Source organism: Tabrizicola sp., assembly GCF_030373185.1.
Lineage (GTDB): Bacteria > Pseudomonadota > Alphaproteobacteria > Rhodobacterales > Rhodobacteraceae > Tabrizicola.
On the sequence record NZ_JAUCZH010000002.1, the window covers coordinates 333,197 to 359,298 of the forward strand.

Below are 26,102 nucleotides of genomic sequence, written 5' to 3' on the forward strand. Positions count from 1 at the left end.
GCCATAACACTTGCGGATTGCGCCAGGACCGTTGAATTCGGCCCACTTCCGCCGCAAGTCGCAACCAGACAGCGAAGGGGATACATGGCATGGCGCAGGCCCCGCACTACCGGATCGGCAGCCTAGTTCGCTTTGCGGCGGCCAGGCTTGGTCTTTCGACAGCCCGCATTCTGGCGCGTGCGGGCCTGGCGGACGACCACCTTCAGCATGAGACGCGCGGGGTCGACGCGCGCGGCTGGTTTTCAGTCATCAACGCCATTGCCACCGAGGCCGGGTCGCCCGATGTCGCGCTGACCCTGGGGCGGGAGGCCGCCAAGGGGCCGCTTCAACCGGCGATTCTGGCCTTTGCCGCCAGCCCCACGGTGGGCGAGGGATTGAGCCGGATCCAGCTTTTCAAACCCCTCATCGCCCCGATACGGCTGGCAATTGCCAAAGATGCCGACGGGCTTGCAGTGGAATTCCGCTCGGCAGACCCCGCCTGCCCCATCGGCGCGGTGACCGCAACGATGGAGATTGCCTATTTCGTCGAACTCACCCGCATCCTGACGGCCCATCCGGTCATCCCCCGGCTGATCACCCTGCCCGATGCCGCGCGGGCGACACCTGCCTTCCGCGCCTTTGTCGGCAGCCCGCTTGCGACCGGTCCGACAACCCGCATCCTTCTGTCGCGGGAAGACGCGGAGCGCCATATCATTTCGGCCGATACCGGACTGCGGCGGATCATTGAAGCCGAACTATTCGCACGGCTGAAGACTGTCGAGGATCCCCTGGCGCTGGCGGTCAGAGTCCGTCGCGAGATTGGTGCTGGCCTCGCATCGGGCCGGGTGTCGATCGACCATCTCAGCCGCCGTCTGGGGACCAGCCGACGCAGTCTGCAACGCAAGCTGGCCGGGGAGGGTACCTCGTTTCAGACCCTTCTGGACGAGACCCGAACCGAACTTGCGCTGGCCTATCTGCAAGACCAGAAGCTGACCGCCGAGGAGACGAGCTATCTGCTTGGCTTTGGCGACCCCAATTCCTTTTACCGGGCGTTCCTGGGCTGGACCGGCATGACTCCGGCCACAGCCCGTGCCGCTGTCAGCCGGCGATTGGCGTGATCGGTTATACCGCTGGCACCATCCGCAATTGTCCGGTATCCGCCCCGCGCCTAGCTCGGTCTGGTCAGAAGCCAAAGGAGCAGACATGACCAGCACTATCCTTATCACCGGCGCATCCAGCGGGATCGGCAGGGCCGCCGCCCGGCATTTCCATGACAAGGGCTGGAACGTGGTTGCCACCATGCGCCGCCCCGAAGCCGATACCGCCCTTGCCGGGCTGGAGCGGGTTCTCGTCACCCGTCTGGATGTCGAGGATGCGGGCTCGATCACCCCGGCAATCGCAGCGGGGATCGCCCGGTTCGGCCGGATCGACGCGCTTTTGAACAACGCGGGCTACGGTGCCTATGGGCCGCTGGAGGCCACCCCGCCGGAAAAGATCCGTCGTCAGTTTGATGTCAACGTGATCGGCCTTCTCGCCGTTACGCAAGCCGTGCTGCCGCACTTTCGCAGGCAGCGTTCCGGGCTGATCCTGAATGTCTCGTCGATCGGGGGGCGGATGACCTTTCCGCTTGGCAGCCTTTACCACGGCACCAAGTTCGCTGTCGAAGGTCTGTCCGAGGCCCTGCATTACGAACTTTTGCCGCTGGGCGTCAGGGTCAAGATCATCGAGCCGGGCATGGTGCGCACCGATTTCGCCGGGCGGTCCTTTGACTTCAGCAATGATCCGGGCCTGACCGAGTATCAGCCGCTGGTGCAGGCGCTGATGACGGCTATGCCCGAGATGGCCGCGCAGGCTTCGACCCCCGAAGCCATTGCCGCCGAAATCTATGCTGCTGCAACCGACCCCGAAGACCGCCTTCGGTATGCCGCCGGACCGGACGCGGTTCAGATGCTTGCGGCACGGCAAGCGACCGATGACGCCACCTTCCTTGCCGGCCTTCGCGCGCAGTTCGGCCTTGCCTGATGCGATTGGCGGACGGGCCTGGATCTCAGGCTCGCCCGCCAGAACCATAGGGCATCCGGGGTGGACTGATTTCGCGAAGGGTGGACTGCACGAAGTCCAGAAGAAACCGGATCTTGGCCGGATGCGCCCTGGTCGCGGTGACGGCGTATACCGGGACCGGGCGGATTGACCAATCCGGCAGGAGGCGCGTCAGTTGGCATTCCGCGACAAAACCAGAGCCCGGTCTTGGGTGTCTTCTTCCAGGCGATGGGGGCCGAAGGCGTGTTCGAAGCCTGTGCAAAGGGGAACCGGCGTTGATGGCTTCGCCCGGACCCAAGGGCGCTGATCTTTTGGCGGCAGGGCGACGGTGCTGGCCCATGCCTTGCCTTGGGCAAGCAATAGGGCAGCGTATTGGCCGGGTAGTTGACCAGATTCAAGCCTGACCCTTGGCGACTTCCGCCAGAAGCCAGTCGCGAAACGGCGTGGCATCTGGGTGGCCAAGACCTTCGTCGGGCGTCAGGATGTAGAAGGACTCCTCCACCGGGACCGAAAGCGTGAAGGGCCGAACCAGACGTCCCGAGCGCAACTCGGTCGCGGACATTGAAGTCCGGCCCAATGCCACGCCGCCACCATGAGCGGCAACTTCATAAGCCATGAGAGAGGAATCGAAATGCGCCCCTGATCCGGCATTGATCCTTGTCACCCCGGCCGCCGCGAGCCAGGTCGCCCAGCCTTCCTGATAACCAAGGACATGCAACAGCCGTTCAGCTTCCAGATCTTCGGGCGAATGAAGTCGCTTTGCGATTTCGGGCGCGCAGAGCGGTTCAAGGCTCTCCCAGCTTACCCGGTCAGCCCGAATGCCCGGCCATTTTCCGGTTCCATAGCGGATGTCCAGATCGTACCGCTCGGTTTCAGCTTCTTCGGACCAGACAGACGAAACGATCCTGACCGGAATTTGCGGACAGTGATCCATGAAGGCTGGAAGCCGTTCGGCAATCCAGTTCACCGCCCAACCGATTGGCGCGCGCACGGTCAGGATGCCCTTGCGCCGACCGCCAAAGACTTCGAGCGTTCCAGCGGACAACCTTTCGAAGGCGTCGTTCACCTTGGGCAGATAGGCAGCTCCGGCTTTGGTGAGTATCAGGCTGCGCGGCAGCCGCTCGAACAGCGGCTCGCGCAGATAATGCTCCAGAAGTTTGACCTGCTTTGATATGGCCGCCTGCGTCAGGTGGAGCTCGGTGGCGGCGTTCGTGAAACTGAGGTGCCGCGCAGAGGCCTCGAACGCCCGCAGCCACGGCAGTGGTGGCATCTGATGTCCCATGACAGCGATCTCCCTCCTTCACAGAGCGCCTGGCGTGTTGCCGGCCAATTCCTGGCCTGAAAGAGACGCAGGTCATATCGTGGGCGAAGCTTAGCCCCCTTTTTCGTCATGTGTAAGTTGGTCTTGATGGGGCTACCCTTCAGCGACAGTCAAAAGAGTCAGCCATGGACCCACGCTTCGACCTGAACATTCGGCAGATCCTGCATGCGCCGGCCGGACGCAATCCTGATCAGGTGATCGTCGATGGAAGCGGTCAGGCGCGGACCTACCGGATTTTTCACGAACGGATTGCCCGTCTGGCTGCGCTTCTGGTCGGCCAGGGGCTTGGTGAAGGCAAGACCATCGCCGTGATGGACTGGGACACCTCGCGCTATCTGGAGTGCTTCTTCGCCATTCCGATGGTTGGGGCGACGCTGCACACGGTCAATATCCGACTGGCGCCCGAGCAGATCATTTTCACGATCAATCACGCCGAAGATGACGCGATCCTTTGTCATGAGGATTTCCTGCCCATCCTCCTGCCTTTGCTATCCCGGGTCGAGCGGCCGGTGAAACTGATCCTTCTTGCCGAAGGCAAGCCTGCGGCTGTGCCAGAGGGATTCATTGGCGAATATGAAACTCTTCTGGCGGAACAGCCGGTCGCTTTCGACTTTCCTGCCCTGCCCGAGGAGACAAGGGCGACCCTGTTTTACACCACCGGAACAACAGGCGATCCCAAGGGGGTGAGTTACACCCATCGCCAGTTGGTCCTGCATACGCTTGCCCTCGCGGCTGACCTTGGCACGGTTCCCGGAAAAGGCGGCCTCAAACGCGATGACGTCTACATGCCGATCACGCCGCTGTTCCACGTCCATGGCTGGGGCTTTCCCTATATCGCCACCTTCCTCGGCCTGAAGCAGGTCTATCCCGGCCGCTATGATCCCGCACGGCTGCTGGCTTTGATCCGGGACCACGGCGTCACCTTCTCGCATTGCGTGCCGACGATCCTGGCCATGGTCATTGGAGCGCCCGAAGCGGCCGCCACCGACCTGACGGGATGGAAGGTGCTGATCGGTGGCTCTGCCTTGTCAGAAGGGCTGGCCGGTCAGGCGCGCGCGCATGGCATTGATGTGCATGCGGCCTACGGCATGTCCGAAACCTGCCCCTTCGTCACGCATGCCGACATGGTGGCCAGCCAGACCAGCGATGACCTGACCCTCCGCACGGCAACGGGACGGCCGTCGCCCCTGGTCGAGGTTCGTGTGGTGGACCCGGACATGGCGGATGTCCCGAAGGATGGCGCGACCACTGGCGAGATCGTTGCCCGTGCGCCATGGCTGACCCAAGGCTATCTCAAGAACGTCAGCGCAAGTGCCGATCTCTGGCAGGGAGGCTGGCTGCATACGGGCGATGTCGGGCATCTGTCCCCGGATGGCACCTTGCGCATCACCGACCGGCTGAAGGACGTGATCAAGTCGGGCGGCGAATGGGTATCTTCTCTGACCCTTGAAAACCTTGCCTCCACCGTGCCGGGCCTGATCGAGGTCGCCGCCGTCGGGGTTCCAGACTCTCGCTGGGGCGAACGGCCGGTCCTTGTGGCGGTGATGGAGCCGTCAGATTCCGTCGGGACCGCCATCCGGCAAAAGATCAGCGCGGCAATCGAACGGGGCGAGTTGCCAAAATGGGCCAACCCGGACCGGATCTGTCGGGTTGCCGCCCTGCCCCGTACCTCGGTCGGAAAGATCGACAAGAAACGTATTCGCCAGATGCTGGAAAGCGGAGAAATCGCCTGATGCGGGAAGCCGTCATCGTATCCTTTGCCCGTACGCCCATCGGGCTGGCCTACAAGGGCAGCCTGAACAACGTCAAATCCCCGACCCTTGCCGCCCATGCCATTTCGGCCGCGATCAGCCGGGCCGGGATAGATCCGGGCGAGGTCGAGGATCTGGTCATGGGAAGCGTCCTGACCGCAGGCACCGCCGCGATGAACCTTGGCCGTCTCGCCGCCCTTGCGGCAGGGCTTCCGGTCAGCGTTTCGGGCCAGACCGTGGACCGGCAATGCGCGTCGGGCCTTCAGGCCATCGCCATCGCGGCCCATGCCATCGAACAGGGCGGGATGGATGTCGTCATCGCGGCGGGGCAAGAGAATGTCTCGGCCATTCAGACGCCCTACTTTGATTGGGCCTTCCGCGACCTTGACCCGGCCGTAACCGCGCAGCAGCCGATGGCCTATCTGCCAATGCTCGATACGGCGGAGGCTGTCGCAAAGGTCTGGGGCGTCAGCCGTGAGGCACAGGACGAATTCGCGCTTCAATCGCAGCGGAAGGTCGCTGCGGCGCAGGAGGCGGGCCGGTTCGATGCCGAGATCGTGCCAGTGACGGCAACACGGTTGGTCAAGGACAAGGCTACCGGTGACCTTCGCTCCGAACTGGTCACGCTTTCCAAGGACGAAGGAAACCGCCCGCAGACCACCGCCGAAGGACTTGCCGCGCTGAAGCCAGTGCGCGACGGTGGCCTTGTCACCGCAGGCAATGCCAGTCAGTTGTCGGACGGGGCCGCAGCCATGGTCCTGATGGAGCGCCGGGCTGCCGAGCGCCGCAATCTGCCGATCCTTGGGGCCTTGCGCATGATGGCGGTGGCGGGCTGTCCGCCCGAACACATGGGCATCGGCCCGATCCACGCGGTTCCGCGCCTGATGCAACGCACAGGCCGCCGCGTCGCGGACATCGACCTTTGGGAGTTGAACGAGGCCTTTGCGGCGCAGGCCCTGCCATGCATCGCCGAGCTTGGCCTTGATCCTGCCCGCGTGAATGTCGACGGCGGCGCGATCTCGGTTGGCCATCCTTACGGGATGACCGGGGTTCGGCTTGCCGGACACGTCTTGCTGGAGGGCCGCAGCCGGGGTGCATCCCAAGGCGTCGTGACCATGTGTGTGGGTGGCGGGATGGGCGCCGCCGGCCTCTTCGAGATCGCATGAGGCACGGCATGACGAAATCGGGGCCTTAGCGTGAAAACCGGTTGTTTGAACTTCTGGTCAATGCTGGCCAACGTAGGGTCATGCAGACCGGGGGTCGGCCTGCAATCCCTGTCAGTTGATCTGGCACACCTTCCTGCCGATTGGGTGCCAATCCAGTCGGCAGGGGTTTTCAACAAGGCAAGCAAGGAAAAGGCAGATGAAGTACGAAAGGATCACACCCACGTCGATCATTGCTGCGTTCCTCGCCATCCTCGGGACGCCGCTAATTGCCGAAACGCCCAGCGAAGGGTGCGGCAAGGCCGTTCCAGCGAGCGGCGCCTTCCAGTTGCCCGACGGGGAACAGACCCGGACCTGGCGGCTCCATGTTCCTGCCGGGGTCGACGCGGCCCAGCCTGCGCCGCTGGCGCTAATCTTCCATGGCTGGGGCGAGGATGAGAATGCGTTTCTAGATGTACCCGTCGTCACCGCCGAAGCCGACCTGAAGGGTTTTTACCTGGCAGCGGCGCGCGGGGTCGGATCGGAAGGCGGTGATGAAAGTTACAACTCCTGGACCTTCAGCGGCTCGGCCACCGGCATCGGTGGCGACGGTCAGCCCATCTGCTCGGGCGCCGAGACGAACTATTCCTACAAGTCATGCGGCCCGTTGGGTGAAGGCGTGGCCCAGAACGGCTGTTCCTGGACCCAATGCCAGACCGATGATGCGGCCTTTGTAAGCACCCTGATCGCCGAGATCGGCAAGTCGGCCTGCATCGACCTTGACCGGGTTTTCATGGCTGGCGGCTCGAATGGCGGGATGTTCACCTGGGACATGGGTCAAACCCCGGCCGTTGCCAGCCAACTTCGTGCCATCGCGCCGCTGATCGGGCTGCCGCATCGCGGCTTTCTGGAAGGACCCGGTCGGCCCGATGGGCTGCCGGTGCTGCTCATTACCGGCGTGGACGATCCGACCGTTCCGCCTGGCACATGGGACGAGACCGGGTTCACAACCACCGCTGACACGGATCTCTACCACTACACCGGTGCCGGGGCGATCACCGATGTCTGGGCTAATGCGCAGGGCTGCACCGCCGAGTTGGCGAAGGTCGACTTCGGGGCAGAAGGCATCGAATGCCGCTCTTCTTGCGCACCGGACGGGTCGGGGCTGCCACCTGTTCTCGATTGCCGGGCGAACATGGCACATGACTACGACCTGGAAAAAACCTGGCCGATGATCCTGGATTTCTTCGCAAACCAGCCCCCCCGCTGACAGCCATATGACCGGAGTTTCAATTGTACGGCATCACGCCCTCTGCCCGCCTGCGGCCGTCGCCCTTCTACGAGGCGACGGTTCGCGAAGGGGTCACCAACTTTACCACCTACAACCACATGCTGATGCCAACCGCCTTCGGCAACCCTGAAGCCGAATACTGGCGCTTGATCAACGGAGTCAGCCAATGGGACGTTGCGGTGGAACGCCAGGTCCAGTTGAAAGGCCCCGACGCAGGCAGGCTGGCGCAGATCCTCGCCCCCCGCGATCTGGCGAAACAGAAGGTCGGGCAAGGGAAATACGTTCCGCTCTGCAATCATCAAGGCATTCTCATCAACGATCCGATCTGCCTGAAGCTGGCCGACGACCTGTATTGGCTGTCGATTGCTGACAGCAACATCTGGTTCTGGGCCGGGGCCATCGCCGCAGAGCGGGGTCTGCGCGTCGAGGTCAGCGAACCCGATGTCTCGCCCATGGCCATCCAAGGACCGAAGGCCGAGGACGTCGTTGCCCATGTCTGTGGCGACTGGGTGCGTGACGTGAAGTACTTCTGGTTCCGCGAGACGGACATCAACGGCATCCCCGTTGTAGTGCAGCGATCCGGCTGGTCGAAACAGGGCGGGTTCGAGATCTACCTGCGCGACGGGACCAAGGGCGCCCGGCTCTGGAACATCTTCCGCGAGGCTGGCCAGCCCTGGGGCATCGGCCCGGGCGGACCCAACTGGTGCGAACGGGTCGAGTCGGGGTTGATTTCCTATGGCGGGGACACAGACGCCACCACGAACCCGTTCGAGGTTCGGATGGGCAAGTTTGTCGATCTGCATGTGCCAGATGACACCATCGGCATCCAGGCCTTGCGCGTAGTGGCCACCGAAAGGCCCAAGCGGCATTCGCTGGGGGTTGTTCTGGATGCAGGCGACCCGGTGGCGCCAGGCTTTCATTGGAACCCGGTTTTCATGGACGGAAAGAAGGTTGGCTGCATGACCAACTGCATCTTTTCCTACCGGATGAAGAAGAACATCGGGTTTGCCCTGATCGATGCCGACTGCGCCATCGGGGACCGGGTCGAAACCCGGGTCAGCGGTGCGATGCAGCCCGGCGAGCTGACCGACCTACCCTTCCTGTGAAATCATGAATGACTTCATGCGCAATCCCCGTGACCTGCCCCCCGGAAGTTCCCTCAGTCTGATGTAGAGTCTGCCCAACCTGAGGGAGCAGACGACATGAGGAAAAGCCGTTTCACCGAGGCGCAGATTATCGGAATGATCAAGGAGCACGAGGCCGGGATTTCCGTCGCCGATCTGTGCCGCAAGCATGGCGTCAGTGATGCGACCGTTTACAAGTGGAAGGCCAAGTATGGCGGCATGGATGTCAGCGAGGCCAAACGGCTGAAGGGTCTCGAGGACGAGAACGCGCGCCTGAAACGGCTCCTCGCCGATGCGATGCTCGACAATGCCGCGCTGAAGGATCTCTTGGGAAAAAAGTGGTGACGCCCGCCGGAAAGCGGCAAGCGGTTGCGCATCTGGTGGAGGGCCATGGGATGAGCGAGCGGCGGGCGTGCCGGGTGATCGGCTGTTGCCGGATGACCATGCGCTATGAGGTGGTCCGCCAGGACAACCCTGTGCTGCGGGAACGGCTGAAGGAATTGGCCAAAGCCAGACGCCGGTTCGGGTATCGTCGGCTGCATGTCTTCCTGCGGCGCGAGGGTCACGAGGTGAACCACAAGCGCCTGTTTAGGATCTACCGCGAAGAACAGCTGCATGTGCGCCGCCGCGGTGGGCGCAAGCGGGCCATGGGTACACGGGCATCGGTGGTGCTGCCGCTGCTGCCAAACCAGCGCTGGTCGCTGGATTTTGTCTCGGATCAGTTGACGGACGGCCGCCGGTTCAGGATCCTGACCGTGGTCGATGACTGCACCCGCGAATGCCTTGCCCTGATCGCCGACACTTCGCTATCGGGGGCACGGGTGGCGCGGGAACTGGCGGCGCTGTTCGATACCCGTGGCAAGCCCCAGACGATTGTCAGCGATAATGGGACCGAGTTCACCTCGAATGCGATCCTGAAGTTCGTGGATGATCGCAAGTTTGACTGGCACTACATCGCACCCGGCAAGCCGACCCAGAATGCCTTCATCGAGAGCTTCAACGGCCGCCTGCGCGACGAACTCTTGAACGAGACCCTGTTCCCGTCCCTGCATCATGCCCGCGCCACGCTCGCCGCCTGGCGCACCGACTACAACACCGAACGGCCCCACTCCCGCCTCGGCTGGCAGACCCCAGCCGAGTTCGCACAAACCTTCGCCCCGCAACGGGGCCTGACGCTGCGAAATCTGCAAAGCTCCGCGCCAGTCCCCGTTGCCCAACCCGCCCGATTGGGCAAAACTCAAACCCGGTGTCTCGCTCACGCTGGATAAAAGCTGGGGGCAACGTCAGCCGAAACCGTCTGTCGCTGTGATCGAGGATCTGGATTACCCCAATTGCATCGGTGCTTATTGGGGCGAGATAAACACAACCGTTCACAAGGGCTTTGGCGTGTCGGGCGCGCTGACCAATGGCGTCGTGCGCGATCTCGGCGACCTGCCTTCCGGCTTTCCGGTTATCGCGGGTAGCGTTGGGCCAAGCCACGGCTACGTCTATGTCCGTTCAGTTGGACTGCCGGTGCGACTGATGGGCCTTGAGGTGCGGCAGGGCGATCTGGTCCATGCAGATCGCCATGGTGCGGTCGTAGTGCCGTCAGATGTTGTCGCAGCGCTTGGGCAGGCTATTGGCAAGCTGCAGGCGACTGAGCGGATATCCTGGACCCCGCCCGAACGCCTGGCTTCGACTTCACGGCCTTCGAACAGGCTTGGGCCGACTTCGAAGCCGCGCGGACCTGAAAGGGCACCGCCATTAGACCTTAGGGTCGGGGTTCTCGGTGTGGCCGTCGATCACCATGACCTGCCCCGATACTCGTGAGCCGCTGTCGGATGCGAGGAATAGCGCCATGGACGCGACTTCGTTAGGGCGCGCGAAGCAGCGAAGCGACGTGCCTTCCAGGTAGGCGTTGCGGACGGCCCTGGGTGTCGTGCCTTTCGCCGCAGCTTCGCGCGCGATGACACCGTCCATGCGCGGCCCCTCAACACAAGCGGGAGCGATAACATTGGCGCGGATGCCGAATGGCCCCGCCTCCATAGCCACGGTTTTCATCAGGCCGTTGATCGCCCATTTCGATACGACATAGGGGGCGCGATAGGGAGTGCCGAAAATGCCGGACGTCGACCCCGTGAAAAGGATGCAACCCCGCCTAGCGGCCTTCATCATCGGCAGCTCACCTTGCACGGCTAAGATGGCACCCGTCAGGTTGACATCCAGACAACGGCGATAGGCATCATAGATGCCTCGCTGTTCGGGGGTCAGCGCATGTTCCAGCATCTCATACTCGACGCCATCGCCGGAGAGCGACCGAGCGGTGTAGAGGCCAAGCGACCGCAGGTCGCGGGCGAGGACTTCCATCGCGGCGACCCCACCCGCCTCAATGGCCTCGACGAATTCCGACCTGGTGGCGAACGGAAAGTCCTCCCCGCCCCAAAGGCCGAGGCGCTGCGCACAGGCGAGGTTGTGCACCGAAGTAGCACCCGTGGCCGAAACGTAGGCCACGCGGGCATTCGGCAATTTGTGCTGGAGGCGCAAGCCCGCCCTGCCCTGCTACGACGCCTCGGTATCACCGCGCTCGCACTTCGACCCGGCGGCGTTCGCAATGGCATGCCTTTCGTCAAGCAGGATCACCCCGTCGAAATCCGCCCCCAACCAGTCGACGATCTGGTCAACGCGAGATTTCTTGGCGCCGCGTTCTTCGGACCGCAGCGTCGCGTAGGTGGTGAAGAGAACGCCCTCGGTGAGGCCACGTCCATCGTGATGCCATCGCAAAGGCCCCGCACAGTGCGCGCCAGGGTCACGCGGTGGCACCACGGGCAATTCAGCGCCACGAACAGGTGATAGCGGCCCGGCTCGGGCGGGAAGTCCGGATCGCCTATGGAATGGCGAAAGCCGCTGACGCCGCGCACGAATTCGCCCCGTGCGCGGCGTTCTCCGGCATCCGACTGGTCTTCTTCGGTCGAGATGTCCCTTGTCATGGCTATCCTCTCAGCCGGTGGTGCAGGATGATCGGGACGGCCAGGTCTTCTTCATCCGTCAGGTGGCGGTTCAGAAAGGCCTCGATGACACGGCTTGTGCCATGCACGGCACCGGCCTCGTCGCGGGCCTGCGACTCGTCCAGCACCGCCAGCTTGATCACGCGGTTGGCTTGCCGGGTAAAGTCATCCAGCACCCTGTCCAGATCCGCGTGATCCTGTTCCAGCACATCGAGGCCGGCCGCGAACTGCGGATCAGCTGCCGCTAGCTCGGGGAAATAGCTGCGGTCTTCCCAGCGATGATGGCCATGCAGGTTCCCGACCAGGTTGCCGCCACAATAGGACAGACGCCCGGCATAGTCGTCAAGGTCCATGTCCTTGTTCAGCACGGCTTCGGTATCCAGCCGGATGCGTTCGGCCACGCGGCGGAACATCCGGTGCGCGCCCAGCCAGTGCCGGGTCTTGCCGCGGAAACCGGGGTGCGCTTCCCAGCTGTCGCGAGGATAGCGCGCCAGCAAGGTCTGCATCTCTGGGGGCATTCCGGTTTCGCGGATAGGATAGGTATCAAGCATGTTTCAGCTCCTTTCGGCGCAGAGATGGGGCCGTTCTGATCGTCCCACCAGATTGCCTGCCGCCATGGCCGCTATGCAATTGGCGAAACACCTGCGAAGCGAATGCCGCTCAACTCGGCGACGTCACGTTTCCACGCGGTGATGTCGCGCGGGGTGAAGCCCGACAAGCTGTCATGGCCACAGGCGCGGGCCAGCACCTGCATCAGTTCCACGCTGGCCCCGAAATACCGCGCCAGACGTTCGGCGCCGATTTGCACATCCAGCCGCTTGCGCAGTTCCGGTTTTTGCGTCGCCACGCCCACGGGGCAGTTGTTGGAATTACACATGCGCGCTGCGATGCAGCCCACGGCCTGCATGGCGGAATTACTGACCGCAACAGCATCCGCACCAAGCGCCATGGCCTTGGCGAAATCCTCGGGCATGCGCAGACCGCCCGTAATCACAAGCGTGACCTCGCGCCCGGCCCTTGCGTCGAGGTGCCTGCGGGCGCGTGCCAAGGCGGGGATCGTCGGGATCGAGATGTGGTCGCGGAAGATCAGAGGGGCCGCCCCCGTGCCGCCGCCGCGCCCGTCGAGGATGATGTAATCGGCACCGGCCTCCAGCGCGAAGTCGATGTCATCCTCGATATGATTTGCCGACAGTTTGAAGCCGATGGGAATGCCGCCAGAGCGTTCGCGCACCTGATCGGCCAGCCGCCGGAAATCGGCGGGCGTCCGAAGGTCGGTGAAAGTGGCAGGCGAGATCGCGGCCTGTCCCGGCTCCAGGCCGCGCACTTCGGCGATCCTGCCTTGCACCTTTTCCCCGGGCAGATGGCCGCCGGTGCCCGTCTTGGCCCCTTGGCCGCCCTTGAAGTGGAACGCCTGCACCCGCGCGACATGTTCAAGCGACCAGCCAAACCGCGCCGAGGCCAGCTCGTAGAAATACCGCCTGTTTTCAGCCTGTTCTTCGGGCAGCATGCCGCCTTCGCCCGAGCAAATGCCCGTGCCCGCCATCTGGGCACCCCGCGCAAGGGCTGTCTTGGCCTCCTCCGACAAGGCGCCAAAGCTCATGTCGGATACGAACAGCGGGATATCCAGCTGCAACGGCTTGGCTGCGCGCGGGCCGATGGTGACAGAGGTCGCCACGGCCGCGTCATCCAGCAGCGGCTTGCGCGCCATCTGGGCGGGCAGAATCTGAATGTCGTCCCAACGCGGCAGGTCTTTGCGCGGCACACCCATCGAGCCCATCTCGCCGTGGTGGCCGAGCTTAGACAGCCCGTCTTTCGCCAAGGCATGGATCCGCGCGACAGTGGGTTCTTCGGGCGTCGCTCTGGCTTGCGGAATGTCGGATTGAGGTGCAGGTGCCGGATTTCCGACCGTCGCCTCACCAAGCCGAATGTGCGAGCCGTCACAAAACGGGCCGTTCGCGGTGGCCTTGCACTGGCACAATGCGGCATCGCCATCCTTTTCGGCGGTGAATTTTAAAGGGCCGATGTCGGTGCCCGCATGACTGCCATCACAAAAGGGCTGGCTTTTGGACCTGCCACACTGGCACCAGAAGTAGTCCTTGCCCTTTTCGAGCGCGACCTTGGACGGTGCTTTGCCCGCAATGATGGGAACGGCTTGGGTCATGACAAATATCCTTGGTGATCTGGCCAAAGCCTTGGCCATGTGCGGGTCGCGAACTTGCAAGCTGCGGGCGGGAACGGGCCTTGCATGATCTGGCTGCAAGGCTCGCCCATCTGTCGAATGCTCCTGCTGATTTTAGTCCTTTTGACTTTCCCGAACGCGCTTTCCTGAAGAATAAGCAAGAAGGCTCAGAATGATGGCAGAGCCGGACACAAGCGTCATCAACGTTCCGGGAACGAAATTCACAAAGTCACCCAAATCCATGAAGACGAAATAGCCAATATCAGCCAGACCACCGACGATTCCGGTGAACAACATCGCCGTCACTGACCCACTCCAGATGTAGAACGCACCCACCAGGGTGAATGTCCCGATCCAGAGCAGATTCAATCCATGCTGGTTGATCAGGACCCCCACGGCTTCGTGATAGGGGGCGAGAAGCAGTGCCGGATCGACTGCATCCGCAACGGTCGCGATGGCAATGATATTGCAAGGTAAGGACGTGACGGCTTCCAATCAGGAGCGCAGGTCTTTCGCTTGGCCCAGAACCTCGGGGATCTGATCGCGATGAACGTAGAGAACCGCAGTGCAGAGCAGTCCCAGGACAATCGCGGGAACCGCGGAGGGGCCGAGGACAAGCCAGTGTGTCAGAACCGCGCCGACCATCGTGCCGCCCAGAACGGCGGCCCCGATGACCTGGCGGCGCGGCAGCCAGAGCAGACCGGCGCCGACGATCTCGACGATACCAGTGAAGTAACGAAAGCCCTGACCGAACCCGATCTGATCGAAGGTAGCGACCATCATCTCGACCCCGGCAAGCTTTGCGCCGCCTGCGCCGAAGAATGCGAGGGTCAGGAAGGCGCGAAGGCCGAGTGAAAGATACGTCATGTCTTTCTCCAACAAAGAGTGTTTGCGTTGGCCCTAACGTGCTATGTACAATCTCTGCAGACAATGCGCGGAAACCCGTCATTTGATGCGCGCAAAATTGGCATAGAGTCATGGACAAATGGGCAGAGCTGCGGACAGCGTACCATGTTGCCAGGTTAGGCACCGTCAGCGCGGCGGCCGAGGCGCTGGGTTTCCATCGCGCGACGGTGAACCGCCATATCGACGTGCTCGAGGCTGAACTGGGCGCACGGATCTTCATTCGCCACAGCCGAGGCTACGCGCTGACCGAGTTGGGGCAGGACGTACTGCGAGTCGCGAGGAAGACCGAAGAACTGACCGAGGATCTTGCTGGGCGGGTCAAGGGCGCGGGTTCGCAGATCGAAGGCGAGATCAAGCTGACACTCCTCGCCCCTTTTGCGGCGATACTGATGCAACCGATTGCCAGTTTCAGAGCCAAGAACCCCAATTGCATGGTTTCGATCAACGTAAGCGAAGACCTAGCCCGGCTCGAATACGGCGAGGCGCATATTGCGCTTCGCGCCGGGCCAAAACCGGACCACCCTGACTATGTCGTCAGCAGTTTTGGACGGGTCGGGTTCAAGCTCTATGCCCATGACAGCTATGTTCGCCGGCTTGGGCGGCCGGAAAGCGAGGCCGATCTTCAGGGCCACCAGTTTGTCGTCCCGCAATCCTTGAACGGCCGTCAGCCGTATTTGCCTTGGATCCATGAGCACGTCCGGCCTGAAATGATCGCACTGTCATGCCGCCATTTCGAAATTACCCATTCCGCAGTTCGCGCAGGCATCGGCATGGGCTTCCTGGCCGACCATGAGGTGCAGGGCGATCCGGATTTCCACCGCATACTGACCCCGAACAAGGCCTGGTCCGGAACCCTATGGCTCGTCACCCATGTCGATCTGCACCGCACCGAGAAAGTGCAGGCAATGCTTTCATGCATCAGGTCGGCGCGTCAGGGCTCTGTTGCACAAATCGGGTGATGGATGGGGTTCCCCTCACCCCGGACGGACTCATCTCACGGCTTCAGTGACAGGTATGCCAAGCGCGGTGAAGCCGTTCAGCACGGCAACCCGGATCTGGAACTCTGCAACCTGACGGTCAAAGTCCCGTGCGGCCAGTCGCTGACCCAGCAGTTTCACACAGTGCATTTTGGTTTCGACGCGGCTTCGGCGGTGATAGCCGCTCCATCGTCGCCAGATGGTTCGGCCGAAGCGCTTTGACGCTCGCAAGGCTTCATTGCGGGCGATTGCGCCCGGGGTGTCTGGCTTCCACGGCTTGGCGTTCTTGCGGGGCGGAATGATGGCGGCAGCACCTCGGGCAGCGATGGCATCGTAGCACTTGCGAGTGTCGAAGGCGCCATCGGCGGTGACGCTGGCGATCTTCTGGTCGGGCAGCATGGGCGCGTCGCCGACGTCGCTAGTGGTGAACTCGGCAGCCTGGATTTCGAGTGTTTTCTCGTCAATTCCGATGTGGATCTTGCGCCAGACGCGGCGCTTCGTGCCACCGTGCTTGCGGGCGTTCCATTTCCCTTCGCCTTCAACCTTGATGCCGGTGCTGTCGATCAGCAGGTGCAGGGGGCCCTGCGACCCGCGATAGGGGATGTTGACCTTCAGTGACTTCTGGCGGCGGCTGAGGGTGCTGAAGTTCGGCACCGCCCAGTCAAGGTCGATCAGGTGCAGCAGGCTCTCGACGAAGCCGGTCGTCTGCCTCAGTGCCATGCCGAACAGCACCTTCATTGTCAGACAGGTCTGGATATCAGCGTCGCTGTAGTCAGGCTGTCGGCCGCGTTTGCCTGTCGGCGCAGCCTCCCGGATCATGGAGGGATCGAACCAGATCGTCAGCGAGCCACGGCGCTTGAGCGCTTCGTTATAGGCTGGCCAGTTTCGGGTTTTGTAGGAGGGGGTATGGGTCTGCTCATGCCCACCAGCTACCACACTGGATTCACAAGATGAATCCCTCTTGGGATTTGTGCAACAGAGTCATCTGGAGAGGTTATTTCACCGTCGTGGCCGCCTGAAAGAGGCTTGCCGGGCAAAATTTTTTCGACATCTACTCACTACAGCAGATCTCTTGAAGTCCGTCGATCACCGATGCCATATAATCATCATCATAGCCTGAGTCATTCTCCAGTACGCTGAGAAAGGCGGCGACGCGCCCGGATGGGATGTCGATCATCAGAAACTGGCCGCCGTATCCGGCATGGCCAATCCAGCGGCCATTGGTCATGAGGTGGTTTGAATAGCGGATGGTCCCACGCTTGGGCCCGAGGAAGGGCCCCGCATGTGTCATCGTCGTTCCAAGGAAATCGGCCGACCCGACGGGCGCACCAAATACCGCACGCCCTTTGCGCGCCAACAGCAGACCAAAGCGGGCCAAATCACGGGCAGACAGGCACCCGCCGCCCGAGAACGCCGGAAGATGTTCAGGGCTGAGGCTGATGTGAAAAGCGCCCTCATAGCCGGCAGCATCTGCAATTGTCTCGATCTTTGACTGAAGATCAACGAAAGCTGCGGCGATCAACGTCAGCACATCGGTATTGGCGGATTTGTATCGCGCATACCCGGTTCGCGGCATCGTGCCGCTGCCTGTCAGGCTGGCAGTGAAATCGCGCAACGTCTGTTCCGGCCGGTCGTCGTGGGGAAGCCGCCATCCCAGCGCCTCTTCTTCGCGAAAGCAATCGGCCTGCGCATCGCTGTAATCTTCGGAAAAGTCATTGTCGACGTTCATGTCAAGAACGTCCTGCACCCGTGCTGTGGCATAGGCAGAGCCGATCCAGGGAAGCAGATCCCCAATCCGATCATCGGGGTGAATATGGCCGTCGGCAATCAGTTCCCCGATGATCAGGTGGATGTGCATCTTGCTTATGGATTGCAGCGAATGCACGCGATCGGAGGCAAAGTCGGCGGCGGCGGCTTCGAAAAGGCTGGTCGTTTCCTGGGCCACGACAAGTGCTGAAAATGCAGGATGCGCAGTCAGGCCTGAGTTTGCGACCTGCCGGGCGATATCGGCATCTGGCAGGACGTTCAGATCCAGCACTCGACGCGCGCGCACCATCAGCGTGCGGCGAAACAAGAGATGCGCGTTGTGAAACCCGGCCCGTCGCTGGTGCGGCTGGTTCCAGCCTTGCTTGTTGTCCTCTCCGACGGTCAAAGCCGGGTTTGGGTGACTGGGCAGGGTCATGCGGCCCCTGTTGTCTGGATAAGGGCATCGACGACCCAGAGCCCGGTTTGGGTCACGAACAGGGGGTTGATCTCGATCTCTGTCAACGTTCGCGCTTCGGTCTCATAGATCGTGGCCAGCCGCATAAGGAACTGCGCAAGGGCGGGCAGATCTGCCTGCGCACTGCCCCGATAGCCTGTCAGCAGACGCGCGATTTTCAGACGCTGCAAGGCGTGCAGAACATCTGCTTCGGTTGCAGGCAAAAGCAGCGTTTCGGCATCGTCCAGCAACTCAACCAGCACGCCGCCCGCGCCCAGCGTCAGGATCAGGCCAAATTGTGGATCGCGCCGCAGGTTCACCAGCAACTCTGCGAAAGGGTGGGGGGCCATCTGTTCGACCAGAAAGCGGTCGGTGACGGCAAGGGAATCGTGATGCGAAACATCGTCGCACATCTTTGCCAACGCCTTGGCAACCGCGTCGGCGTTGCCAAGACCCACTGCCACGGCGCCCGCTTCGGATTTGTGGGCAAGCCTTGGCCCCATCATTTTCAGCACGACCGGATAGCCGATGCGCGTGGCCGCGGCGACGACGTTGCTGCCGCCAACCACCTCGCCTTGCGGGATCGGCAGACCAAGGCGGCGCAGGTGCTGCTTGCCCGCAGCCTCGTCCATGATGGTCGGGTCGGCAGTCCGGGAAAGGACATGCAGCGGTTTGGGCAGCTCAGAAAGGATCTGCGTGCGCCGCGCCTGCCAAATCGTGGCGGCGTGGATGGCATCCAGCGTTTCGGTGAGGCCCTGCATCGGGGCAACTCCTTGCGAGATCAGCCAGTCGCGGGTTTCCGCGTCCAAGTTTTCGGGCAAGGTGGCGCAGATGGCCGCCGGTATGCCCCGCGCTTTGGCTGCAGCGATGAAGGCACCAGCATCGGCAAGGTAATACCCCCTGGACTCGTCCAGCCCTGCGGCCGGATAATCTTGCACGAGTACGGCAGAGGCCGCCTGAAGACCATCCATCGCGCCACCAAAGACCGGGCCGGTGCGTACCGGATCGCCCCAGATCGGTGTGGTGTAATCCAGCGGGTTCGACACAGTGGCGATGTCTGGCAAAAGGGCGGTCAACGATCTTCGCGCCGGGTCGGAAAAGGTGGGAAACGTTAGTCCAATGGTCTCGGCATGGTCGGCAAGCATGGTGGCCCCGCCCCCAGAACAGGTAAAACCTGAGACCCGGTTGTCTTTTGGCGCACCTGCGACGCAGAGGAATTTCAACGTCTCCAGCAGTTGCGCGGGGGATTTCACACGAATGACTCCGACACGCGCAAACAACGCATCGTAAAGGTCATCAGTGCCGGACAACGAGCCGGTATGACTGACCGTCAGCGCGGCGCCGATCTGCGACGATCCGGTTTTCAGCGCGACCAGAGGGATACCCTTTTGCGCCGCCCGCAGGGCAACCTCGGCAAAGCGGGGAACGTCGCGCAGACCTTCGATATGCATGCCGATGGCGCGCACGGCAGGATGATCGACAAGATGATCGACGAAATCCTCCAGGCTGAGAACCGACTGGTTGCCGCAGGAAATCATATGGGTCAACGGCAAGGACCGCTGGCTCATGGTGATGTCGGAACTGAGCATGCCGCTTTGCGTGATGATGGCCGCGCCATAGCCGGGCGATCCCCCGCCATGGGCAAAGGGCCACATCGCGGCACGGTCAAGATAGTTGATTACGCCATAGCAATTGGGGCCGACCAGTGCGAGATCGCCCGCGGAGCGGATCAGATCTGCCTCCAACGCCTCTCCGGCCTTGCCGGCTTCGCGAAAGCCCGCCGCATAGCACACGATGCCCCCCGCCCCGCGTGCTGAAAGCCGTTCGGTGGTGGCGATGGCCGCAGCGGCGGGCACGGCCAGAAAGCAACCGTCCGGCGCGTCGGGCAGATCGTCCACTGATGCGTAGCAGCGATGCCCCCCCAAGGTTTCGCGGCGCGGATTGACGGGCCAAATCAGGCCTTTGAAGCCGATCCTTTCGGCCTCTTTGATGGCGACTTCGGCGTCACGGCCGCCGACAAAGGCAATATGACGGGGCGAAAGCAGACGGGCAAGGTTTGTGCGGCGCGTGGGCGTCATGCTCCATATGGCCTCAGGATAGAGCGCGTGATGATGTGGCGCTGAATCTCTGAGGTGCCATCCCAGATCCGTTCCAGCCGACTGTCCCGCCACAGGCGCTGAATTGGTAGTTCCTCCATCAGGCCCATGCCGCCAAAGATCTGAACCGCGTCATCCGCAACCCGGTTCAGCATTTCCGAACAGTAGACCTTCACCATCGAGACATCGGCATCGGTCAAACGACCTTCTTCAGCGCGGGTGACCGCATCGGCCACCAGCAGATCGGCCGTACGCAGGCCGATGGCCATATCCGCCAGCTTGAAACCCGTCGCCTGAAACTGGCCGATCGGCTGGCCGAATTGCTTGCGGCTGGCGGCCCATTCGGTGGCCAGACCTATGATCCGTTCGGCTTTGCCACAACAACAGGTGCCGACCCAGACACGGCCCATACCGAGCCATTGGCCCGCCAGCTCAAACCCCTTGCCCTCTTCGCCCAAGACCTGCCCCGGCCCCAGCCGCACATCGTTGAAGGCCAGTTGAAAGGTCTTGTAGCCACGATAGCTGACCGACTTGTTACCCTCACGAATATCGAACCCCGGTGTTCCGACATCGACCAGAAAGGCGGTGATGCGCTTTCGCGGGCCGCGCTTGGTTTCATCAACCCCGGTCACGGCAAAGACGATCGCGAAATCGGGCATGCAGGGGCCCGAGATGAAGTGCTTTGAGCCGTTCAGGATCCAGTCCGCGCCATCGCGGCGGGCGTTGGATTTCATGCCCATGGCGTCCGATCCTGCCTCAGGTTCGGTCAGCGCGAACAATTCTCGCTTTTCGCCGCGGACGGCCGGCATCAGGTAGTTGTCGATCTGATCACCTTCGCAGGCCAGAAGCAGTTCTGTCGGCCGCCCGATCCAGCTGTGCAGCGCATGGCTGGTCTTGCCGTATTCGCGTTCGATCAGCGACATCGCCTTCATCGACAGCCCGCCTCCGCCCACCCGTTCGGGCATGTTGGCTGAATAAAGACCTGCCTCTTTTGCGCGAGTTTCGATCTGTCGGCCAAGCTCTTCGGGGACCGATCCGGTGCGGTCCACCGTTTCCTCGTGTCCCAGTATCTCCGCCTCCATGAAAGCGCGGACGGTGGTGAGCAGCAGTTCTGTTTCATGGCTGTCGGTGGTCACTTCGGTCCCCTATTCGGTCGGTCTCTGGCGTCGCACAGCCAGGGCCCAGATGCTGAATGCCACCAAGGTGACGACCATCAGGACAACGGCTGCTGCGGCAACGGTTGGATCGGTGTTTTCGCGGATGCCGTTCCACATGCGGCGCGGCAGCGTGTAGACGCTGAATTTTGACAAAAAGAGCGTCACGACGATTTCGTCCCAGGACGCGATGAAGGCAAAGACGGCGCCAGCCATCACGCCCGGCTTGATCCCCGGCAGGATTACGCGGCGCATTGTCGTCCAGTTCGAGGCGCCAAGATTGCGCGAGGCCTGTTCCAGCCGCGGATCAAATCCGGCCAGCGACGCGGATACCGTGATCAGCACCAAAGGCGCTGACAGCACGGTATGGGCAAGGATCAGCCCGATATAGCTGTCGATCAGGCCCAGTGGGACGAAGAGCCGATAAAAAGCCATTGCCGCAATGATCGGTGGGATCACCAGCGGCAACAGCAAAATGGCCCGCATCACCTCGCCCGCCCTGGACGACACCCGCCAAAGTCCGATGGCGCAAAGCGTACCGATGGTTGTGGCCAGCAAGGTGGATGACAGGCCGATCACCGCACTTTGCCCAAAGCTGGACAACCATTCAGGGCTGGTAAAGAGTTTGCGGTAGTACTGCAGCGACAACTCGTCCGTCGGAAAGGACAGGAATCGCCTTGGCGTCAGAGAAACCGGAATGGCGACAAGGGCCGGTGCCACCAAAAGAACCAGTAGCAGCCATGCCAAGCCGGAATTGAAGCGTGCGGCGAGGCCGGTCTTCATGCCCTTGCCCCCCCGAAAACGGTCGAGAGCTTCATGAACCGCGACATCAGGAACAACAGCGCCAGCACACCGAACAAAAGCAGCGCCGCCAACATCGCCGCCGTGCCCCATTGCAACGTCACCAGCACCTGAACCGAGATATATTCGGCCACCATCAACACCTTGCCACCGCCCAAGACGGCGGGGATCACATAAAAGCCAAGGTTGATGATGAAGACCAAAAGGGCGGCGGCCACCAACCCTGCACGGCTTAGCGGCAGGTAGACCCGCCAGAATGTCTGGGTGCCCGTCGCGCCAAGCGACCGAGAAGCCTGCAAAACGCGCCCGTCAATGCTTTGCATCGAGGCAAGGATGGGCAGCACCGCATAGGGCACCATGTAATGCACCATGCCGATCAGAACGCCCAGTTCATTCCGCATGAAAGAGATTGGTTCAGAGATTATCCCGATCGTCTCAAGGGTGCTGTTGACCACACCATTGCGGCCCAGAAGCATCAGCCAGGAAAAGGTGCGCACCAGCACAGAAATCCAGAACGAAACCAGAAGCAGGCCCAGCATCTTGTTGCGCGTGCCTTCGGCCGCATGAACCATGGCATAGGCGATGGAATATCCAAGTACGACGCTGATTGCCGTGCAGATCACACAGACCCGCAGCGTGGTCCACAGGATCCGACCCAGCGAGTCCGAGGTGAACAGTTCGGTATAATTGCCGAGTCCGGGTGTGGGGTCACTGACACTTAGCCAAAGGATGTTGAAGATCGGCCCCAGAAACAAAGCACCGACAAGCACAACAAAGGGCAGCACCAGAATCCATCCGGCATTCAAAGCATGGCGGGGTATGGCACGCATGGGCGGCAACCTGATTGGGATTGTGGCTGCCCGGCACCGCCGCGGTGGCACTGCCGGGCAAAGAGGTCAGCTGATCGCTTCGAGGAAGGCGTTGACCGCAGTATCGGTGTTCTCGCCCCACCAGTTGGGGTCGTTCAGCACAACATTGGGAAAGTTCTGCTCCGAAGTGATCGAATAGGGCTGATCCGATTCCGCCATGGCGGCGATCGCTTCGGAGTTTGTCGGCGTCATGCCAAGGCAGGCAAAGAGATCAAGCTGCGCCGGCACCGATTGCGCCGTCGCGATGAATTTCATCACCGCAGGCCCTCCGGGATTGCCCTTTGGAACGATATAAGCCCCCGGCATCGCAATCGCGCCATTGTTCACCAGCTTGTAGCGCCCTTCGGTGTCTGTCTCGATCGAGCGGCCGCGGTTCTGCCAGACCATTCCCATCGACACTTCGCCGTTTACGATCATCTGCTGGGCTTCTGCGCCCGATCCCCAATAGATCGTGTTGTCCTTTATCGATTTGATCTTGGCCAGGGCCCGATCAAGATCCAGCGGATAAAGCTGGTCCTTCTCAACTCCATCCGCCATCAACGCGGCTTCAAGTGAACCATTGGCCCATTTGTACAGCGACCGAGTGCCGGGAAATCTCTCGGTGTCGAAGAAATCGACCCATGACGTTGGCGGGCCATCCGGATAGGCTTGAGTGTCATACATGAAGGCATAGCCATAAAGGATGATCGAGACGCCGAATTCCAAGGCATAGCCGTCGATGGTCTTGGTCTTGTCTACAACCGAATAGTCGATCGGCTCCAGATGGCCGGTCTTGCCCAAGGCCACGGCGTCAAACAGATCACCATCGCAGACATCCGCGGTGACATTGCCGCTGTCGACCATTTCCCTGATCTTGCCCTGAAGTGGGCCGGAAGTGTCGAACTTCAGTGGCATACCGGTTTCGGCGGTAAAGGCGTTGCCGATGGCGCTGGTATGGCATTCTTCGGATTGCCCCCCCCAGTTCCACATCACGATCTCGCCCGCAGCCGCTTCTGCGCGACCTGCCAGGACCGAGGCGCTGGCAAAGCCCGCCATGCCGCAAAGCGCCAGGAAGCCGCGCCGACCCAACTTGCCAGCCTGGAACGCCTGAGCGCCCTCAAGCAAGGTTTCACGCATGAATTGTTTGTCGTGCATTTCAAACTCCTCTGTTGGTCGGGCCCGTCTGGCCCTGTTTCAGGTCACCGGGTTGGTCCCGGCTTTGACTTTTTCATTTCGGTTCGATTTCCAGTCGCACCGCAGCAGTGTTTGCCCAGGTCAGATCAACGGTGGTTCCTTCCGCCACGGGCGTCCCGCCGCGCCATGCGTCCACATCGACTTCGATTTCGCCCAACTCTGGCACCTGAACCTGATATTTCAGCATCGCACCAAAGTAGGTGACCGACTGCACGACACCGCTGACCGTATTCGCACCCTGCCCTGTCCCTGCAGCGGCAAGGTCGATCTTTTCGGGGCGCAGCGCGTAGACGGCATCTTTGCGGTGCAGAAAGTTGCTTTTTCCCAGAAAGCTGGCCGCAAAGACCGTGCGCGGGTGCTGATACAATTCTGACGGCGTGCCGACCTGTTCGATGCGACCATGGTTCATGATCACGATGCGGTCAGACATCGACAGTGCCTCTTCCTGATCATGCGTCACAAAGACGAATGTGGTGCCGACACGGTTATGGATCTCCTTCAGCTGTGCCTGAACCTCGATCCGCAGCTTTTTGTCCAATGCGCCCAAGGGCTCGTCCAGCAACAAGACTGGCGGTGCGAAGCACAAGGCCCGCGCCAGTGCCACGCGTTGCTGCTGACCGCCCGACAATTCCTTTGGAAAGCGGTGGCCAAAATCTGTCAGGTGAACGAGATCCAGCATTTCGTCAACTTTGGCGCCGATCTCTGCCTTTGGACGTTTGCGAACTGACAAGGGGTAGGCAATATTGTCGCGCACGGTCATGTGCGGAAACAGCGCATAGCCCTGAAACACCATGCCGAAGTTGCGCTTTTCCGCAGGCATTGCAGCAATTGACTGGCCATCAAGCAATATGTCGCCCGATGTGATGTCCTGGAACCCGGCCATCATCAGCAGCAGCGTCGTCTTGCCCGAACCCGATGGGCCCAGCAGCGTCAGAAACTCTCCACGTTCAATCTCGAGGTTTACGTTGTCGACGGCGGTAAAGCCGCCGTAACGCTTAACCAAAGATTTCAGATGCAGGCTACCGCTGTTGCCAATCCCTGCCATCCCTCAGGCGTCCGCGCCGCGAAGTTTCAGCTTTTTGCGCGCCTCTTGCGGGGTCAGGACGCGCGCACCCATCCGTTCGATGATGCCGATCACGCGCTCGACCAGTTGCGCATTGGTCGCCAGCACGCCGCGATCAAGGAACAGGTTGTCTTCCAGACCAACGCGCACGTTGCCCCCCAAGGCCACGGCCGCGGCAGCCATCGGCATCTGCATGCGGCTGATCCCGAAGCTGGCCCAGCTTGCATCGGGTGGCAGATGTTCCTTCATCGCCTTCATGGTTTCCACAGTCTGATCGGCGCCCCATGGAATGCCTAAGCACAACTGGAACATCGGAGGATCGGCCAGAAGACCTTCGGCCTGCATCTGGCGGGCGAAACGGATGTGGCCCAGTTCGAACACTTCCAGTTCCGGTTTCACGCCCCATTCCCTGGTCAGCGCCGCCATCCGTCGCAGGATCGGTGGGGTAGAGATGTAGATGCTGTTGTCATTGCCGAAGTTCAGCGTGCCGCAATCCAACGAACAGATTTCTGGCAGGCAATCCTTCACATGGGCCAGCCTCTCGTCCGGTCCGATCATGTCAGTGCCAGGCCCAGGCAGCGCCCAGTTCCGCGGATCAGGTGTCCAGTCCCCACCCATTCCTGCCGTCAGGTTGATGACGATATCGGTGCCGCTGTCGCGCACACGATCAACAACCTCGCGGAACAATGCAGGGTCGCGAGAGCCCTTTCCCGTAGCAGGATCACGCACATGCAGATGTACAACCGAGGCACCTGCTTTGGCAGCCTCGACGGCTTCGCGAGCAATTTCTTCTGGCGTCACTGGCACATGCGGGCTTTTGCCCGTGGTGTCCCCTGCCCCCGTCACCGCGCATGTCACCACCACTTCGAAGTTCATTCCAGCCTCCGTCTTTTCCCTTATCTTCTACTGAGGATTCCTGTTTCCTTTCATTTTTTCGCCATATATTCTGGGCGAATGTCGAAAAATAGCACGACTCCACCGCATCGCCGATCGTCGCCTTCTCCGCCGGTGAATACCACGGACGCCTTGGTGGCGAACGTAACTTTCCTGAT

The 26,102-nt window shown here is 61.7% G+C and carries 21 protein-coding genes and 4 pseudogenes; 10 read left to right on the forward strand and 15 right to left on the reverse strand.

Annotated features, from left to right (window positions below; genetic code table 11):
- Positions 1 to 89 precede the first annotated feature (89 nt).
- Positions 90 to 1,097: an AraC family transcriptional regulator gene (locus QUV21_RS06470; protein WP_300853810.1), complete on the forward strand. Its 1,008-nt coding sequence runs from the start codon at positions 90 to 92 to the stop codon at positions 1,095 to 1,097.
- Between the two features lie 85 nt (positions 1,098 to 1,182).
- On the forward strand, positions 1,183 to 2,001 hold the full coding sequence (locus QUV21_RS06475; protein ID WP_300853811.1) for an SDR family oxidoreductase: 819 nt from the start codon (positions 1,183 to 1,185) through the stop codon (positions 1,999 to 2,001).
- Between the two features lie 412 nt (positions 2,002 to 2,413).
- Here the strand turns inward: QUV21_RS06475 and QUV21_RS06480 are convergent, their stop codons facing one another.
- Complete coding sequence (locus QUV21_RS06480; RefSeq protein WP_300853812.1) at positions 2,414 to 3,301, reverse strand: LysR substrate-binding domain-containing protein; 888 nt, start codon at positions 3,299 to 3,301, stop codon at positions 2,414 to 2,416.
- 164 nt (positions 3,302 to 3,465) lie between these two features.
- On the opposite strand from QUV21_RS06480, the gene QUV21_RS06485 reads away from it, so the two are divergent.
- From QUV21_RS06485 to QUV21_RS06515, 7 genes and pseudogenes are all read left to right on the forward strand, one after another.
- On the forward strand, positions 3,466 to 5,073 hold the full coding sequence (locus QUV21_RS06485) for a fatty acid--CoA ligase (RefSeq protein WP_300853813.1): 1,608 nt from the start codon (positions 3,466 to 3,468) through the stop codon (positions 5,071 to 5,073).
- Positions 5,073 to 6,257 carry a thiolase family protein gene (locus QUV21_RS06490; RefSeq protein ID WP_300853814.1) on the forward strand — a complete coding sequence of 395 codons (1,185 nt, stop codon included), beginning with the start codon at positions 5,073 to 5,075 and terminating at the stop codon, positions 6,255 to 6,257. Before QUV21_RS06485 ends, QUV21_RS06490 begins: the two co-directional genes overlap by 1 nt.
- Positions 6,258 to 6,453: 196 nt before the next feature.
- On the forward strand, positions 6,454 to 7,503 hold the full coding sequence (locus QUV21_RS06495; protein ID WP_300853815.1) for a hypothetical protein: 1,050 nt from the start codon (positions 6,454 to 6,456) through the stop codon (positions 7,501 to 7,503).
- 23 nt (positions 7,504 to 7,526) lie between these two features.
- Positions 7,527 to 8,630, forward strand: a complete 1,104-nt coding sequence (locus QUV21_RS06500; RefSeq protein ID WP_300853816.1) for a glycine cleavage T C-terminal barrel domain-containing protein — start codon at positions 7,527 to 7,529, stop codon at positions 8,628 to 8,630.
- 135 nt (positions 8,631 to 8,765) lie between these two features.
- A pseudogene (locus tag QUV21_RS06505) lies at positions 8,766 to 8,879 on the forward strand (transposase); the annotation flags it as partial.
- A complete protein-coding gene (locus tag QUV21_RS06510; RefSeq protein ID WP_300853817.1) occupies positions 8,846 to 9,916 on the forward strand; it encodes an IS3 family transposase in 1,071 nt (356 codons plus the stop codon). The pseudogene QUV21_RS06505 and the gene QUV21_RS06510, both read left to right, overlap by 34 nt.
- A gap of 19 nt (positions 9,917 to 9,935) precedes the next feature.
- A pseudogene (locus tag QUV21_RS06515) lies at positions 9,936 to 10,378 on the forward strand (RraA family protein); the annotation flags it as partial.
- A gap of 13 nt (positions 10,379 to 10,391) precedes the next feature.
- Here QUV21_RS06515 and QUV21_RS06520 read toward each other — a convergent pair.
- The 5 genes and pseudogenes from QUV21_RS06520 to QUV21_RS06540 all read right to left on the reverse strand — a co-directional run.
- Positions 10,392 to 11,381, reverse strand: a pseudogene (locus tag QUV21_RS06520) (SDR family oxidoreductase); the annotation flags it as partial.
- 235 nt (positions 11,382 to 11,616) lie between these two features.
- Complete coding sequence (locus tag QUV21_RS06525; protein ID WP_300853818.1) at positions 11,617 to 12,183, reverse strand: hemerythrin domain-containing protein; 567 nt, start codon at positions 12,181 to 12,183, stop codon at positions 11,617 to 11,619.
- Between the two features lie 71 nt (positions 12,184 to 12,254).
- The gene (locus tag QUV21_RS06530) at positions 12,255 to 13,793 is read right to left on the reverse strand and encodes a glutamate synthase-related protein (RefSeq protein ID WP_300853819.1); all 1,539 of its coding nucleotides are present in this window, start codon (positions 13,791 to 13,793) and stop codon (positions 12,255 to 12,257) included.
- A 132-nt stretch (positions 13,794 to 13,925) separates the two neighbouring features.
- Entirely contained in the window at positions 13,926 to 14,306 is a 381-nt protein-coding gene (locus QUV21_RS06535; protein ID WP_300853820.1) for a hypothetical protein, read from the reverse strand.
- Positions 14,307 to 14,678 (reverse strand): DoxX family protein, encoded by a 372-nt coding sequence (locus QUV21_RS06540; RefSeq protein WP_300853821.1) that lies wholly within the window; start codon positions 14,676 to 14,678, stop codon positions 14,307 to 14,309. It lies immediately after the preceding gene.
- Between the two features lie 110 nt (positions 14,679 to 14,788).
- Between QUV21_RS06540 and QUV21_RS06545 the strand changes: the two genes are divergently transcribed.
- Positions 14,789 to 15,676 carry a LysR family transcriptional regulator gene (locus tag QUV21_RS06545; RefSeq protein WP_300853822.1) on the forward strand — a complete coding sequence of 296 codons (888 nt, stop codon included), beginning with the start codon at positions 14,789 to 14,791 and terminating at the stop codon, positions 15,674 to 15,676.
- A gap of 30 nt (positions 15,677 to 15,706) precedes the next feature.
- On the opposite strand, the pseudogene QUV21_RS06550 reads toward QUV21_RS06545, so the two are convergent.
- The 9 genes and pseudogenes from QUV21_RS06550 to QUV21_RS06590 form a co-directional block, all read right to left on the reverse strand.
- Positions 15,707 to 16,614 (reverse strand): annotated as a pseudogene (locus tag QUV21_RS06550) (IS5 family transposase).
- 131 nt (positions 16,615 to 16,745) lie between these two features.
- Positions 16,746 to 17,876 carry a serine hydrolase domain-containing protein gene (locus QUV21_RS06555; protein WP_300853823.1) on the reverse strand — a complete coding sequence of 377 codons (1,131 nt, stop codon included), beginning with the start codon at positions 17,874 to 17,876 and terminating at the stop codon, positions 16,746 to 16,748.
- On the reverse strand, positions 17,873 to 19,972 hold the full coding sequence (locus QUV21_RS06560) for an acetate--CoA ligase family protein (RefSeq protein WP_300853824.1): 2,100 nt from the start codon (positions 19,970 to 19,972) through the stop codon (positions 17,873 to 17,875). Before QUV21_RS06560 ends, QUV21_RS06555 begins: the two co-directional genes overlap by 4 nt.
- Positions 19,969 to 21,126 carry an acyl-CoA dehydrogenase gene (locus tag QUV21_RS06565; protein ID WP_300853825.1) on the reverse strand — a complete coding sequence of 386 codons (1,158 nt, stop codon included), beginning with the start codon at positions 21,124 to 21,126 and terminating at the stop codon, positions 19,969 to 19,971. The genes QUV21_RS06560 and QUV21_RS06565 overlap by 4 nt, the downstream gene beginning before the upstream one ends.
- Positions 21,127 to 21,135: 9 nt before the next feature.
- Positions 21,136 to 21,927: an ABC transporter permease gene (locus QUV21_RS06570; RefSeq protein WP_300853826.1), complete on the reverse strand. Its 792-nt coding sequence runs from the start codon at positions 21,925 to 21,927 to the stop codon at positions 21,136 to 21,138.
- Entirely contained in the window at positions 21,924 to 22,775 is an 852-nt protein-coding gene (locus QUV21_RS06575) for an ABC transporter permease (RefSeq protein ID WP_300853827.1), read from the reverse strand. The genes QUV21_RS06570 and QUV21_RS06575 overlap by 4 nt, the downstream gene beginning before the upstream one ends.
- Before the next feature lie 66 nt (positions 22,776 to 22,841).
- Complete coding sequence (locus QUV21_RS06580) at positions 22,842 to 23,948, reverse strand: extracellular solute-binding protein (protein ID WP_300853828.1); 1,107 nt, start codon at positions 23,946 to 23,948, stop codon at positions 22,842 to 22,844.
- A gap of 73 nt (positions 23,949 to 24,021) precedes the next feature.
- Complete coding sequence (locus QUV21_RS06585; protein WP_300853829.1) at positions 24,022 to 25,032, reverse strand: ABC transporter ATP-binding protein; 1,011 nt, start codon at positions 25,030 to 25,032, stop codon at positions 24,022 to 24,024.
- A 3-nt stretch (positions 25,033 to 25,035) separates the two neighbouring features.
- Positions 25,036 to 25,926: a 3-keto-5-aminohexanoate cleavage protein gene (locus tag QUV21_RS06590; RefSeq protein WP_300853830.1), complete on the reverse strand. Its 891-nt coding sequence runs from the start codon at positions 25,924 to 25,926 to the stop codon at positions 25,036 to 25,038.
- Between the last annotated feature and the right edge of the window lie 176 nt (positions 25,927 to 26,102).